General features: G+C 29.5%; 15 protein-coding genes. 9 read left to right on the top strand and 6 right to left on the bottom strand.

What is annotated here, in order from left to right; genetic code table 11:
* The first annotated feature begins 45 nt into the window (after nucleotides 1-45).
* From ACVEGE_RS04390 to ACVEGE_RS04370, 5 genes are all read left to right on the top strand, one after another.
* Nucleotides 46-858: a UbiA prenyltransferase family protein gene (locus ACVEGE_RS04390; RefSeq protein ID WP_192500735.1), complete on the top strand. Its 813-nt coding sequence runs from the start codon at nucleotides 46-48 to the stop codon at nucleotides 856-858.
* Nucleotides 859-1,313: 455 nt separating this feature from the next.
* The gene (locus ACVEGE_RS04385) at nucleotides 1,314-1,775 is read left to right on the top strand and encodes a hypothetical protein (RefSeq protein WP_192500734.1); all 462 of its coding nucleotides are present in this window, start codon (nucleotides 1,314-1,316) and stop codon (nucleotides 1,773-1,775) included.
* Between the two features lie 101 nt (nucleotides 1,776-1,876).
* Nucleotides 1,877-3,622, top strand: a complete 1,746-nt coding sequence (locus ACVEGE_RS04380) for a tetratricopeptide repeat-containing sensor histidine kinase (protein ID WP_192500733.1) — start codon at nucleotides 1,877-1,879, stop codon at nucleotides 3,620-3,622.
* The gene (locus tag ACVEGE_RS04375; protein ID WP_192500732.1) at nucleotides 3,615-4,361 is read left to right on the top strand and encodes a LytR/AlgR family response regulator transcription factor; all 747 of its coding nucleotides are present in this window, start codon (nucleotides 3,615-3,617) and stop codon (nucleotides 4,359-4,361) included. The genes ACVEGE_RS04380 and ACVEGE_RS04375 overlap by 8 nt, the downstream gene beginning before the upstream one ends.
* 313 nt (nucleotides 4,362-4,674) lie before the next feature.
* Entirely contained in the window at nucleotides 4,675-5,052 is a 378-nt protein-coding gene (locus ACVEGE_RS04370; protein ID WP_173856659.1) for a hypothetical protein, read from the top strand.
* Here the strand turns inward: ACVEGE_RS04370 and ACVEGE_RS04365 are convergent.
* The 6 genes from ACVEGE_RS04365 to ACVEGE_RS04340 form a co-directional block, all read right to left on the bottom strand.
* Nucleotides 5,023-5,505, bottom strand: coding sequence for an SRPBCC family protein (locus ACVEGE_RS04365; protein WP_192500731.1), 483 nt, complete (start codon nucleotides 5,503-5,505; stop codon nucleotides 5,023-5,025). The genes ACVEGE_RS04370 and ACVEGE_RS04365 overlap by 30 nt on opposite strands.
* Entirely contained in the window at nucleotides 5,502-6,410 is a 909-nt protein-coding gene (locus tag ACVEGE_RS04360; protein WP_192500730.1) for a TIGR01777 family oxidoreductase, read from the bottom strand. Before ACVEGE_RS04360 ends, ACVEGE_RS04365 begins: the two co-directional genes overlap by 4 nt.
* Nucleotides 6,411-6,414: 4 nt before the next feature.
* Entirely contained in the window at nucleotides 6,415-7,236 is an 822-nt protein-coding gene (locus ACVEGE_RS04355; RefSeq protein ID WP_192500729.1) for a DCC1-like thiol-disulfide oxidoreductase family protein, read from the bottom strand.
* The gene (locus ACVEGE_RS04350) at nucleotides 7,233-8,276 is read right to left on the bottom strand and encodes a YqjF family protein (RefSeq protein WP_370566971.1); all 1,044 of its coding nucleotides are present in this window, start codon (nucleotides 8,274-8,276) and stop codon (nucleotides 7,233-7,235) included. Before ACVEGE_RS04350 ends, ACVEGE_RS04355 begins: the two co-directional genes overlap by 4 nt.
* Before the next feature lie 11 nt (nucleotides 8,277-8,287).
* The gene (locus ACVEGE_RS04345) at nucleotides 8,288-8,599 is read right to left on the bottom strand and encodes a hypothetical protein (RefSeq protein ID WP_192500728.1); all 312 of its coding nucleotides are present in this window, start codon (nucleotides 8,597-8,599) and stop codon (nucleotides 8,288-8,290) included.
* Nucleotides 8,600-8,660: 61 nt separating this feature from the next.
* A complete protein-coding gene (locus ACVEGE_RS04340) occupies nucleotides 8,661-9,164 on the bottom strand; it encodes a GbsR/MarR family transcriptional regulator (protein ID WP_192500727.1) in 504 nt (167 codons plus the stop codon).
* Nucleotides 9,165-9,721: 557 nt separating this feature from the next.
* Between ACVEGE_RS04340 and ACVEGE_RS04335 the strand changes: the two genes are divergently transcribed.
* The 4 genes from ACVEGE_RS04335 (at nucleotide 9,722) to ACVEGE_RS04320 (ending at nucleotide 13,329) form a co-directional block, all read left to right on the top strand.
* Nucleotides 9,722-10,465: a putative adhesin gene (locus ACVEGE_RS04335; protein ID WP_458008623.1), complete on the top strand. Its 744-nt coding sequence runs from the start codon at nucleotides 9,722-9,724 to the stop codon at nucleotides 10,463-10,465.
* A 311-nt stretch (nucleotides 10,466-10,776) separates the two neighbouring features.
* A complete protein-coding gene (locus ACVEGE_RS04330; RefSeq protein ID WP_225738101.1) occupies nucleotides 10,777-11,541 on the top strand; it encodes a hypothetical protein in 765 nt (254 codons plus the stop codon).
* A gap of 53 nt (nucleotides 11,542-11,594) precedes the next feature.
* Entirely contained in the window at nucleotides 11,595-12,272 is a 678-nt protein-coding gene (locus ACVEGE_RS04325) for a hypothetical protein (protein ID WP_192500725.1), read from the top strand.
* 25 nt (nucleotides 12,273-12,297) lie between these two features.
* Nucleotides 12,298-13,329: a hypothetical protein gene (locus ACVEGE_RS04320; RefSeq protein WP_192500724.1), complete on the top strand. Its 1,032-nt coding sequence runs from the start codon at nucleotides 12,298-12,300 to the stop codon at nucleotides 13,327-13,329.
* Nucleotides 13,330-13,696 lie beyond the last annotated feature (367 nt).

Genomic DNA, 13,696 nt, shown 5'->3' with positions numbered 1-13,696 from the left:
TTCAACTAAATGTGGTATTTGTTCACAATTGATTAGATTTGTTTAATGATTAGTTTTAAAAGATTTTTTGATTTTTATATTCGCAGCAGTATTCATGTGGCTTTGTCAGTGTATGCATTAGTGCGAATGACCCATTTTATGTTCAACATAAAGGAAGATGTAGCTATGGCAAATTTTGCTTTTTTGGGTACAATTGTTGGGTATAATTTTGTGAAGTATGATGCTTTGGCTAGAGCCAAAAAAAGAGCAATGCGCAACGAGCTGAAACTAATTGCAACATTGAGTTTTGTGTCGTTACTTGGTGTAGCCTATTATTTTTTTCAGCTTGAATTGATTACGCAAATTGTTTCTGTTGGAGTTTTGGGTCTGACATTGTTATATACCCTGCCGTTTTTTCCAAATAGAAAAAATGCTCGAAACTGGGCTGGAGTTAAAATTTATATTGTGGCTTTGTGTTGGGTAGGAGTGACTTTAGTCCTGCCCTTATTGAATGCGCATATTTTGTTGGGGAATGATTTTTTCTTGAAATGCGTCCAACGCTTTATTCTTGTTTTTGTACTTATTTTAATCTTCGAAATCTTGGATATGCCCAATGATGATCCGCATTTGCAAACGGTGCCACAACAAATAGGGGTAAAACGAACAAAAGTTGCTGGTTTGTTGCTGTTGATTCCTTTTTATTTTTTAGAGTTTTTGAAAAATAATTTCATCGAAGAACAATTAATCATCAACGGAATTCTAGTATTAATGCTTGGTTTATTTTTGGCTTTCGCCAATGAAAAACGCTCAAAATATTACACATCTTTATGGGTAGAGAGTATTCCTATTTTCTGGTGGTTGATGGTGGTGTTTTTTTAGATAACTATGAATTTTTACTATTTGTATTGAACTTTTTTAGTGTCTTGTACTAATAAAAAGTGGTTTTGTGCTTAAAATATAAGGCCTTATGCCTAATGTTTGAAAATTAAAAGTACTTTATATTTCCTTTGTTTAAAATGAGTTCCTTCTAAACATAATTAATTAGATTTGTTATGTAAAGAAGTTTTGAAAGAGCTCTATGTTATTATTAAGAAGCGCTTTATAATTAAATTGTCAAATTGCAGCTTGAAGTGTTTCCTCAAAGATGAATAGGCTTCATTGCTTTAGGCTATGGCTTATATTAAAAATCACCTATTTCTAGAAGAGAAGTAGAAAAAGATATTGAGTTTGTCTTAGCCTAATTATTTAGAAATGGTAACGCTTTTTTAAAGCAATTGCACAAAAGTTAATTTGTTTTTTATAGTAACTGATTATTAATTTTTAAATATTTAATTATGCAAACAACTGAAGTAGAAAAAAAAGTCAAATTTGACCCTTATGTAAATTTAGGTAATTTTACACCCCAATCTAATGGTTCAATACAGTTTAATCATACTCGTTCTAAAAAACCTTTACCCGCTTTAATTGAAGCAAACCGAAATAAAGAGGGCAGCGGGATTAATATTAGTGTAGTGGTATTTATAATAGAAGAGTTTAAGAACCCAACTATTAACGTAACCCAGTCTTACTCGATTTCAAGCGCAGGTACTAAGCAATTGCAATTTTTTATTACGTATAATTATAAAGAGGTTGAATCTTGCAATTTTAAAAGTTACGAATTGAATTTTGATGCCAAACAAGAAAAATTACCAGAAGGAGTTAAGTTAGGTCAGGTAGATACTGTAGAAGTGTTTTTGATTGATAAGGATCCAATTGCATCTAGAGGTACTGAAACAAGTGTGCAATCAGGGACATAGTAGTGAATAAATTAGACCAACATTATTAAATGTAAGCAGGGAATAATTTTCTCTGCTTTTTTATTTCTCAAATTTGACTACATTGCGATCAAAACTCGCCTATGAAAGATGTATGCAAAGTAATTTTTTTGTTTGTTATTTTTACTCATTCTTTATTTGTTTTTTCTCAGCATAATACTAATGCATTAACTTTTGAGCAAGAAATAAAAAACAGAAGTACTTCATTCATGACTGAGTTGAATTTTAAGAAAGCACAATTCTTTTTTTTAGAGAAGAATTGGGATTCTACATTAGTTTATACCATGAAACAGTTAAGTCTGTCTTCACAAAATCAAGAAATTAAGAATTATTGTCACTTATTTAGAGGATATAGTTTTATAGAAAAGAAAATATTTAATGAGAGCCAAAAAGAGTTTAAAAAAGTTACTAAAGAGTTTACTTTTTATTATGCTACGAAGACAAAGTTAGGTGAAATTGCTTTAGAGCAAAAAGAGTTTCAAAAAGCGATTAAGTATTTCAAAGAAATTGACACTGTAAATGATGTTAAACTTCTAGGAGTAAAAAAAAGTCGTATAAAACATAATTTAGGAGTATGTTATTTACATCTCAATGAATTTAAAAAAGCCGAATTTTATTTACTTGAAAGTGCTAGATTACAAGAGCAACAAAAAGATTCTATTTTTCTTATAAGCTCTTATGGAGATATTGCTACACTGTATTATCAACAGTACAAAGACAATCTCGCCATTCCTTATTTTGAAAAAGCTTACCAATTATCTAAAATAATCAAAAATTTCGATTTAAAAAGAAGAACAGCTCTCAATATGGCTGTTGTTGAAGAAAATAGAAAAGATTTTTCAAAATCATTAGTTTATAGAAAAGAATATGATCAATGGAAAGATTCTTTAAACGACCAAAACAAAATATGGCAAGTAGCAGAGTTAGAAAAGCAATTTGCAGTTAAGCAAAAGCAAAAGGAAGTTAGTTTACTGCAAGCAGAAAATAAGATAAAAATTGCTGAGAGAAATGGGTTACTTTATTCAGCCATTGTTTTATTATTATTGTTAAGTATTGCTGTCTATTTTTATCGAGAAAAAATAAAAAGGAATAAAATTATACTAGCTCAAAAAGAGTCACTCGATGAATTAAATGCTACTAAAGACAAACTTTTTTCAATAGTGAGTCATGATTTACGATCCTCTGTAAATGCTATGAAAAGTAGTAATGCTAAACTACAAGAAAATTTGGCGCTTAGGAACTTAATTGAAATTGATAAATTATTACATCAAAACAGTACAATTGCAAATAGTACTTATAATTTATTAGATAATTTACTCAATTGGGCTTTGTTACAAACAAAGCAATCTTATTTTGAAATTGAATCCCATCGGTTGTTTTTTATTGTAGAGCACGTAGCGTATAACTACCAGCATTTATTAGCTGAAAAGAATATACTATTTGAGAATATTGTATCTAAAAAGGATATTGTCTTTGCTGATCAAGAATCTTTAAAACTAATTCTTCGCAATTTTATTGACAACGCAATTAAATTTTCTAAAGAAAATGGTACTATCAAAATCTATTCTGAAAATCATGATGAACTGTATTGCAATTTAATAATAGAAGATTCTGGTTTGGGGATGAATGAAGGTACTCGAATACAATTACTTCAAGAAACTACCTTGCTTTCTAAAAAAGAAAATGAGAATATTATTGGTGCTGGATTAGGTATGCAGCTTTGTAAATCAATGATTAAAAAAAATATTGGGAAATTAGATATACAAAGTGAAATAGGAAAAGGTACAAAAATCATTGTATCTTTACCTAAAACAAACCCAAATGGATAATATTAGAGTATTAATTATTGAGGATACCCCATCTGAAAGTGATTCTTTAATAAAACTATTAGAGTCTAATAGCTTTAAAATAGTAGGATTAGCAACAAATCATAAGGACGCCTTAGATTTGTTTTATAATAATAAGGTTGATATTGTAATCGTTGATATTTTTTTAAATGGTTCTCCTGACGGAATTGCATTTGCAGAAACAATTAATATAGTCCCTAATGGCGCGAAGCCTTTTGTTTTCTTGACTAGTTGTACTGACAGGCAAATTTTTGAAAGAGCAAAATTAACTAAGCCATTTAGTTATTTGATGAAGCCATTTAATGAATTAGAGATTTTATATGCGATTGACTTAGCTATTGAAAAATTTTATTTTCAAAAAGATGCTTTTTTAGGAGATGATGAGGATACTGTAATCACAGAGGAATATCTCTTTATTAAAAAAGGTAAATCATTGAAGAAAGTTCATATTCAAGAGATTATATACATAGAAGTTGAAGAGAAATACTGTAATATTATTACTGAAAAAGAAAAATTTGTCATTTTGATTTCATTAACTAAAATTCTAGAGTTACTAGACAATACCAAATTCTCTAGAACCCACCGTAATTTTATAGTAAACAATGATAAAATTATTGAAATTATACCCTCAGATAATCTAATTGTATTAATGAATGGTCATAAAGCGACCTTAAGTGAAAAATATAAGGATATTATTAAAAAAACACGTGTTTTAAAGTAGTTATCCATTTTTTTTTTTTAGAAACATAAAAAACCTTTGAATTAAAACTTCAAAGGTTTTTTTATTCGCCTATTTACCAATTTTATACCTTAAATATATGTTTTCATTCCATTTTTTAGAAATACAATGATTTGAAAAGGTAGTTTTATATAAAGATTAAAGAAAGTTTTTTCGGGTTGCTCATAATTGTTTAAATAGAGTTTGATTGTCCCTACGGGTTCAATTAAGAATTAATGCAGGACAATGAGATTTTTATTTGTTGAAAAAAGGATTAGACTTTTATGTATGATTTTGGGTAATAAATGTATTAATTATGGCACTATTTGTTATGGGATTTTTAAGAACAATACCTTCAGATGAAATAAAAGCAACCTATGATGTAATGAATCAGGTGTTAATTTTAAGCGCTAAGGGTTGCGTAATGGGAAGTACTTATGGGTATGCTTTTAAAAGAGATTTTGATGCTGATGGCTTGCAGTACAAACTGCAAGCATGGTCTGGGTTTATTACGGGGCAAATGCATGATTATGATTTTGATGAAAAATTCATAATGCCTTTACCATTGTCTCAATTAAGATCAGCCCATGTGAGTATTATAACAGCGAATTATCCTGAGGGTTTTGAAGTTGTAATAGAATACGAAAATTTTCAATTAGAAAAATTAAATGAGTTTAAAATGACTTGTTTGTAGCGATTTTTGTTCAGATTGTAGTTTTAAATAATTGTTTCTTTGTATAAGGAAATTATTAAGGTGTTTTTTTAGAAAAAGTAAATCAAAGCACGTCCCCAAAATACCAAAAGGTGTTGCATATTCCATTACATCTTTCATAATGGTTACTCCATTTTTCTCTTCAAAAAAATGTTGGTGTTTAAAACTTTTAAAATGTCCCTTTAACTGTTCGTCTACAAAATAAGTATACAATTCCATCTGTGAAATAATACTTTGATGTTGTAAGTAGAGGCCAAAGTGTTTTCCTCGCCACGTCACGGTTTCGCCTTTATTTATTAACCCTTTTGTCTTGCCTGCTATCGCTACTTCACTAGTCTTATTTGCTGATTGTTGGTGGGTGTCAATGTTTCTAGAATAGTCAAAAACAATTTGAATAGGTGCCTTTATAACTGTTGATAATTGTATTGTTGTCATTTTATTATGTTTCTTATTGCTGCATCTAACGTTTTAAATTTAAAATTAAAACCATTTTCTAATAGTCGTTTCGGAATCACATTTCTACTCTTCAATACCAATTCGGTTTCTGTTCCAATGATTTTTGCTCCAATTTTTAATAGGAACTCGGGCGTTGGTATTCCGATAAAAACGTTCAATTGTTTTCGTAATTTCTCCATGAAATCGTTATTAGAAATAGGTTGAGGTGAAACGATGTTGATAACGCCCGTCATTTGACTTTCGATAATAAAATCAATGGCTCTAGCAAAATCTTCAGCATGAATCCAACTAATGAATTGGTTTCCTTTTCCTTGTTTACCTCCCAATCCTAATCGTGTTAATCGTTTTAAGGGAATAAAAGCACCACCATTTTTACCCAAAACGATAGAAGTACGCAAAGCTGTTTTTAATGTTTTAGGGGTAGTGGTCTTAAAAAAAGCTTTCTCCCAAGATTGCGCTACATTCATCGAAAAATCATTCCCAATTTCTCCATTTGCTTCACTCATTTGTTTGTCTAATGAAAAACGATAAATAGTTGAGGTTGATGAGTTCAGCCAATGTCTTGGCGGATTTGTACAAGCGAGTACGGCTTGGTTAAGCACTTTGGTGCTTTGTATACGAGAAAGTAATATTTCTTTTTTGTTCTTTTCGGTATAGCGACAATCCACCGATTTACCTGCGAGATTAATTAAAACAGTGGCGTTTTCTAATTCTGTTTCCCAACCTGTCAATGTTTTGGCATCCCAATTGACCAATTTAACTTTACCGTTTATACTGTTTTGACCACGTGTAAGAATGATAATTTCATCAAATTTATTTTCGAAATGTTTGACTAGAACTTGACCCAAAAACCCTGTTCCTGCTGCAATGATTAGTTTTTTCATGATGTTATAATTTTAAGATGATGACCAATGCGATTATTCGATACAAAATCCATGTTAGGGTTAAATATTTAGGTAATTCGAGTAGGCTAATTCTTCTATAATGTTCGTAAATCATAAAATTCACGGTTAATCCAAACCAACCTAAAATAAAATAATCATTTAGATCAAAATAACTGTTTAAGATTAATATCGGTAACAAAAGCAAACTTCCTATTATGGAAACAGTGACTAAATTGCCTATGTAGTTAAGTTGTTTCTGTTTGTCTAATTTTTGTGTAAAAATCGCTTGAAAACCTATTTGTCCCACTGCTAAAAGTAGTTCTCTTACGAAAGTCCCTTTTGGTAAAAATACAATCAATTCTGCATATTGAAATAAAACTAATGCTGTAAATAAAGTAGCAAATGCAATATAGAATAAACGGTATTTTGTATTGAAATCTGGAATGCAATTTATCTTGTGTTCGGCCTTAGTTTTGCTAGGAACAATTACTTTTCGGTTGTAAGAGATGAATTTGTATAACTTTTTCAAAAAGTAATTTATGGGTTTCCAATTACCTATTTTCTCCATCCAAGGAAAAGAATTCCCAATTACTTTGAGTAAACTGTCAATTCCGTAATATACTTTTTGGTTTACTTTATCGACTAAAGCGATTTCGTTTTTGGCTCTTTCTAAATCAATGTAGTTTTCTTCTTCGGTTGTTATATTTACAAATGGTTTTCTACCTTGATTATCTAACATATTTGCTTTGATGAATGTTGAGGTGTACATGTTGCACATTGGGCATTCTTCATCGTAAAGAAGGGTGTGGTTGTCTAAAGTTTTCATTTTATTTCTCTTTTATTTTCAACACTAATCTCAGAACCTTTTGCGAATAAGACCGATGTTGGGATACTATTTTTCAAAAAGTCAAATTCATTGCCATAAGTCGCATTAAAATCAACGTCAATTTTATGTTTTTTGACTTTTAGTTGCTTCCATCTAGGGTGTTTTACTTCGTATTCAAAAGTCTTGTTATCGGTTATTTTAGTATATCCAAAATAATGCTCTGTGATGAACTCCGCTTCTGAATCAATTGCAATATCCAATGCTTTTTTTTCTGTTTCGATTAGCATAGAATTCCATTTTCCGTTTGTTTTCCATTGGTACTCATAATTGTTTGATTCATTATTTTGAGTTACAGAATGTTTCATCGGTAGCGTTTGGTAATGCTCTTTGTAGACTGTGTTTGCAACAAAAGTTAAAGCAGGTTTGGGAACAATTTCTTTTATAAAAACAACACCGCGTTTCCATTTTCCATCTTCAAATCTCTTTACATAGAATCGTAAATTTACTTCTTCAAAATTCACATGAAACGGAATTTTGAATCCTAATATTTTGACATTTTCAAACATAAATCCGACTAAGCTCACATAGCATTTGCCATTATATAGTTCGATTTCAGTTCCTTTTGGAATATAGTGTTCAAGTAATTTAGCATCAACTTCATAGTTGATTAAGGCTAAATTGGTCCAATTTGCTTTTAAGAAAGAGTTGTTGTCAATATTTGCTGTTACATAATAGAAATAAGTAGCTATAAGCATTGGTATAATAAATATGGTAAATAAGTTGCCTATATCCGTTCCATGATAATAATTGGAACCGATTAATATTGCTGAAATAAATACTAGAGTCCAGTAAATTAGAATTCTTTTTTTAGTGGATTTATTCATCTTTTTAATAGAAATAGTTAACAATACTCCAATCACGATCTGTGCGGTACCTAATACCATTTGAAAAAGCATGCCTAAATATACAGTAAAGTATAAAAATAAGGTGGTGAAATATAGAATTTGATTTATGGTGTGGTAAAGTTTGTAATTTTTCATGGCTTAAGATTTTATTCTTTTGGTGAATAAATTAATATCGATAAATAAGAGCAAAGGGCTGGAGGTAAGATCCAAATCCAACCTGAAGTTAAATTGAAACTTATGCAAATGAAAAATAAGACAACAAAAACGAAATAGATTTTAATATCATTGTTTTTAGGGAATTTCATGAAATAAGAAATTCCTATAATTAATTGAATGATACCTGTTAATATTGTTGAAATCATTGCTAGCGCAAGTAGGTCAGTAATAAATAAACCAACAATAACAAAGAGTAACGGAATCATAATCGCAACTGTATTTAATACTTTTAGAAAATTCATAACTTTAAATATTTTTAAACTTTCAGAAAAGAATGAAAGTTTTGGTTAAATTTTTTTATTCTTATTTCATAAACTTCACAACTAGCTTAGTCAACCAATTGTCTTTGTATTCTGTGATTTTGTCTAAAACATTATCGGCTTTCAAAACGAAATCGTACAATTTGGTAGTTTGTTCTACAAAGTGTTTTTCTTCTGCTGTTTGATTCGCACTAATCGACGATACTTCTTTTAAAACTTTTAGTGCAGGTTTGATTTCTCTTTTACTGCGTTCTCTTGCAATTTTTACTGCTAATTCGTCTAAGTCTTTTTCGGCGGTAAAAAACTCTCTACGTTCTCCGGCTTTGTATTCTTTGTAAACAATTCCCCAATCCATCAAAGCGCGTAAGTTCATACTAGCATTCCCACGGGAAATTTGCAATTCTTCCATCACATTTTCCATCGAAACCGGTTCTGCTGAAACCATCAAAAGAGCGTGAATTTGCGCCATGGTTTTATTAATTCCCCATTGCGATCCTAGTGCTCCCCAGGTTTGAACGAATTTGTTTTTTGCGTCTTTAAATTCCATAGTACAAATGTATACAAATCTTTTCAAACTTTCAAAAATAAATGAAAGTTTTTAATCAAAAAAATTAGTACTAAGAATTATTGCTTTTGTATGGTGTTATAAATTTGGAGATTATTTAGATGAAAAGAATAAAAAAAACATGGTAGAAAAATAGTAAGCGTATTCAAATAAGGACTAGATTTTCTGTCGAAATTTCTTTTAATAGGATTTAATTAATTTTAAAAAACAACAACAATATGTTCCGTTTTTTTGTCATGCATTTAATCATATTTAGAATACTTTTAAAAAAGACATGATTAATTTTTTAAAGTTTTTTTTATGCTGCTCTTAACGGCTTTTAAGGGTAAAAATACTTTCCTCATTCCATTTTTTGAAATTAAGTACTTGTTGATTAGTAGTTTTGTAGAAGAAATAAAAAACATATTTAATTTTTTAAGTTTCAACAAATTAATAATTAGTACAATTTTTTTCGATAAAAAAAGAAGTCAAATTAAAGGTTTCTTAGAAATGTCCTAATTGTGAGTTTCGAAATTCAAATTAAACACGGATAAAAATAAGTGCTTTTCGACTATACCTATTTTCGTACAGTTGATTTCTTTAATAGAGAATTCAATGATTTTGAAAGTTGCAAAAAGTATGATTCTGATAGATACCTAAAGCAATGTAAAAGTCAAGATCATTTATTTAGTTTTAGAATGTATTCATGTTGTATTTTAAGGTTAGAAATAGACGTATGGAAAACCATAATTGATGTTAAAGACTATAAAAAATTAGATTACAAAAGTTTAAAAATTAATTATTTAAAAACAAAAATCATGAGTGTACAAATTACAAACAAAGACATTGTTCTTCTCGGACATGGAAGTTACGAAGGAGGAGCTAAAAACAAAAAACTTCCTAATAATATTGATCTTTACCTTTTGCCGCCTATTGGATACACTTTAAAAACCGATGTAGCAGCAGCAATGATTCATCAAGATCAAATTGCAAAAATAGTATTGCATCATGCTACAGGTGGTACTGAAGTTGTCGATCCTCCAATGGCAGTATATAAAGGAGGTGATCTTGCACCTGATCTTAAACTGTATAATCTAGGGACGCTTTCGGATTGGGGAAAGAAAACTATTGGAGACAAGAAGAACGTCGTTACTGTTGATAAAGATATTTTGTTATCAGAATTAATTTTAACTAACGATAAAATCAAAGAAGCTGTTAAAAAACTGCTTCCTGGTGAAAAATTGAAATTATACTGGTCCGCATGCGCAAATCAAGTGAGCGGAAATTACGCTAGTTTAACATAGAATGGAAATTTTACCTATTAATCATTTGTAAAAATATATTCTAGAAATCATGAACTAATACTGCAGATCCGGAACATGATAAAACCAAGAGTATTCAAAATATAATTTAATTCAACAGTGTAGTGAGATTTTTATCTCAATCAAAAACTAAAAGTACATTTTGATTGATAAGATTATACGATAAACTCGAGGTAAAATAAAAATGTTGATCATTTTTATAACTATTAACAACTGTTCGTTTTCAGAAAATAATTCGAGGCGGAACCTGAAAAGCTTATGAGTAGGGATAAATTAATTAAATATTAGAAACTATGTCAACTAAAAATGGAAATTTAACACAAGAACTTGTAAGATCATCTTTGTTTGATGCTTCTGCAACTATTTTTACAATGGATTTTGACTTTACTGATGCAAGTCAAAGAACAATTTTAAAGTATTTACAAACTAATAAGTATAAATTGTTTGGATATAAAGGAGCCTCTGGACCAAACCAAATTTCTTCGGGATTACCTACTTGGTTTGCTGTGCCATATATAGAAATGTTTGGAAGTGTTGAAATTGACTACGAACCACTTTATAAAGTATATGTTTTTAATAAAGCAGTAATTGGTGCTAATACTACTATTAAAATGGAGGTTTTATCTATTGAACTACCTTTAGGAACAGCTATTCAATTTAATTCAGATGGTACGTTTTCTACAATAGGAAGCGCAAAACCGGGAACAATTTCTATATTGAATAATCGTCCTTCAGGAACAACTGATGTAACTGTTGGTTTAGCAGCTAAAGTAAATGGTGACTATGCTCCATTTTGTGCCTTTACTAGTACTCCACAAGGAACAGTAAGTATGGAACCTAATGAAAAAGTGGTTTTATTTGCTGCTCAAACAAATATTGTATCAGGAGCTGTTATAGGCAATGCTGCTTCACCAGGATGCACATTTATGTTTAATGCTTCAAATATTAACTATAATTTAGAAATGATACCTAGCACTTATGGTATAACAAGTGCTGCAGGTGGTTTACCAGTAACGGCAATCACTTCTGGAGCTTCATTAAGTCAATTATTAAACTAAATAAGAAAAGCCACTTTGATAGATAATGTTAAAGTGGCTTTACATAAATAAAGATGGGTGTAAAATTAAATATTAACATAGATGCTAAAGGAAGACGGTTTCTTCTGGATAATGATGAGAATATTATTCTCGTTTTTCCATGTAAAGAAGATGAATTTTCCATTACTTGTTTATCTTTTTCTCCGTTTGGAGACTCTAATGAAGTAGAATTTTTTGATGACTTTTTTTTAAATGCAACAGCACAAGATATTTCACGATTTGAAATTATTGATTTTAATAATCAACAACCTATAAATTATGGAAATGTTTATAAGTTTGATGGAATAAGTTATAGTTATGATCGTCAAGCCTTTTCTAAACATGTTTGTGGGCTTTCAAATGAATCAGCAAATACCAAAAATTTGACATCAGGTATAACGCAAAAAATAAATGCTGTTAATCAAGAAGAATCTCGAACAATTAGTATTGGTTCAGTTCCTCAAAACCAAACTATTTATTTTGATTTGCCTCAACTTGTTTGGGTTTTTGTTGCTAAAGGTATTTCTTCTAATATGATCCTTCCTAACGATATGCTAACTCCTGTTAAAATGGAATATATGAGGAAAATTAATAAACCTTCAAACTCATCATTAATTATAGGTAATTATTTAGAAATTGATTTAATTGATTTAAAAGAAGCAACAAGTGTTTTGTTTGATAGTACAATTAATGCCTTTAGGTTTTCTTCTTAAACTAAATAACTAAATTTTTAAAAATATGAATTCAAGTTTTTTTAATAATGATGATTTTTTATATGCTATGCTTCAAAGAAATTTAGTATATAATTATAATTTTATAAATTACAGTAACAAAATTATAGATGGCAATAATATTGATTATAAACATCCTGACGGCTGGGTTTACGAGGATAATGGAGCAAATGCTAAAATTGGTTTCGATCCAGAATCAAATTCTTGTATTATAATAAAGAGTAGAAGTACAGATGTAATGACTTTTAAACAAACAATAAATGAATTTCCAAGATGGAAGGATTTGATTTGTAGTAAAAAAGTTAGTGCCTGTGCTATTATTGCAAATGTTGGAAGTCTAGATTGCGAAATTACTTTTTCGATTTATGATGGAATGAATACTAGTAGTGTTTCTGCTTTTTTTAAATCTAAAGAACACAAAGAAATAAATATAGTTCTTGATGTTGCTTCTAATGCAAGTACGTTAGTGATAAGTATTCAATCTAGTTCGACTGATGCTGTAATCTACATAAGAAAGATATTTGCAAATTTAGGGAGTGTAGCTCTTGAAAACTTACCTTGTATTGTTGAAGGAACTATTGGAGAAAGAAAGCAATATATGTCTACCGATGTTCCACCAGCCATGGAGTTGTCACTATGTAACGCTAGTGCAGAATTACCAATGACATATACCCGATTAAATTCTTTTCTTAATGGAAAATTTGGTAAAGGAACTAATGGTTATTCCCTACTTCCAGATATGAGAGGTTATTTTAGTCGTGCTTGGGATAATAAAGCAAAAATAGATACAGATGCAACTAAGCGAACACCTCTTGGACAGGGTAAAGTTTCTGGAGATAATGTTGGAACTGTAGAACTCGATCAATTTAAAGAACATGATCATGAATTGCAATTTGATCTTACTGGACAAATTCCAGCAGGACCGTCTGCAGCTATGCCAAGCATAAATAGAATGATGACATCAAATACAGTAAAAAATGGTGGTACAGAGACAAGAAGTAAAAATATCTCAGAGCTTTATACAATCAAATGGGCTTAAAGAAATAGTTGTAAATTAATCCTCACTCAAACTTAAAATGTTAAAATAAGAAAATTAAATTGTATCAATCTAATAAATATTTCATATTATACCAATTAAGGTTATAAAATAGTTTGGTTTATTCTTTTAAAGACTAATATATATCCATAATTGGTTTTAGAGGTTTAGAAAAGTTAAAATAATATTCAAAATAAGTACTTTTTTAGATTGAGATTTTTCATCTTAATTTACTAGAAGAAACATAATCAAACCAACAAGAGATAAATAAAAATTTTATATTTTTTTTTAGTATTAAAATTATGATGATATATAATAACTAAGTAAGTCAAAAGTTTAAATGTCGTAAAGTTAAATGCAAAAACTTTCT

The organism is Flavobacterium sp. PL002 (genome assembly GCF_054165825.1).
Note: the sequence above shows the minus strand (reverse complement) of the source record. Positions and strands in the feature narration are given on the sequence as shown.

Coding starts and splice junctions, on each gene's coding strand:
- ACVEGE_RS04390 (WP_192500735.1), top strand. CDS start 46: ATGATTAGTTTTAAAAGATTTTTTGATTTTTATATTCGCAGCAGTATT.
- ACVEGE_RS04385 (WP_192500734.1), top strand. CDS start 1,314: ATGCAAACAACTGAAGTAGAAAAAAAAGTCAAATTTGACCCTTATGTA.
- ACVEGE_RS04380 (WP_192500733.1), top strand. CDS start 1,877: ATGAAAGATGTATGCAAAGTAATTTTTTTGTTTGTTATTTTTACTCAT.
- ACVEGE_RS04375 (WP_192500732.1), top strand. CDS start 3,615: ATGGATAATATTAGAGTATTAATTATTGAGGATACCCCATCTGAAAGT.
- ACVEGE_RS04370 (WP_173856659.1), top strand. CDS start 4,675: ATGGCACTATTTGTTATGGGATTTTTAAGAACAATACCTTCAGATGAA.
- ACVEGE_RS04365 (WP_192500731.1), bottom strand. CDS start 5,505: ATGACAACAATACAATTATCAACAGTTATAAAGGCACCTATTCAAATT.
- ACVEGE_RS04360 (WP_192500730.1), bottom strand. CDS start 6,410: ATGAAAAAACTAATCATTGCAGCAGGAACAGGGTTTTTGGGTCAAGTT.
- ACVEGE_RS04355 (WP_192500729.1), bottom strand. CDS start 7,236: ATGAAAACTTTAGACAACCACACCCTTCTTTACGATGAAGAATGCCCA.
- ACVEGE_RS04350 (WP_370566971.1), bottom strand. CDS start 8,276: ATGAAAAATTACAAACTTTACCACACCATAAATCAAATTCTATATTTC.
- ACVEGE_RS04345 (WP_192500728.1), bottom strand. CDS start 8,599: ATGAATTTTCTAAAAGTATTAAATACAGTTGCGATTATGATTCCGTTA.
- ACVEGE_RS04340 (WP_192500727.1), bottom strand. CDS start 9,164: ATGGAATTTAAAGACGCAAAAAACAAATTCGTTCAAACCTGGGGAGCA.
- ACVEGE_RS04330 (WP_225738101.1), top strand. CDS start 10,777: ATGTCAACTAAAAATGGAAATTTAACACAAGAACTTGTAAGATCATCT.
- ACVEGE_RS04325 (WP_192500725.1), top strand. CDS start 11,595: ATGGGTGTAAAATTAAATATTAACATAGATGCTAAAGGAAGACGGTTT.
- ACVEGE_RS04320 (WP_192500724.1), top strand. CDS start 12,298: ATGAATTCAAGTTTTTTTAATAATGATGATTTTTTATATGCTATGCTT.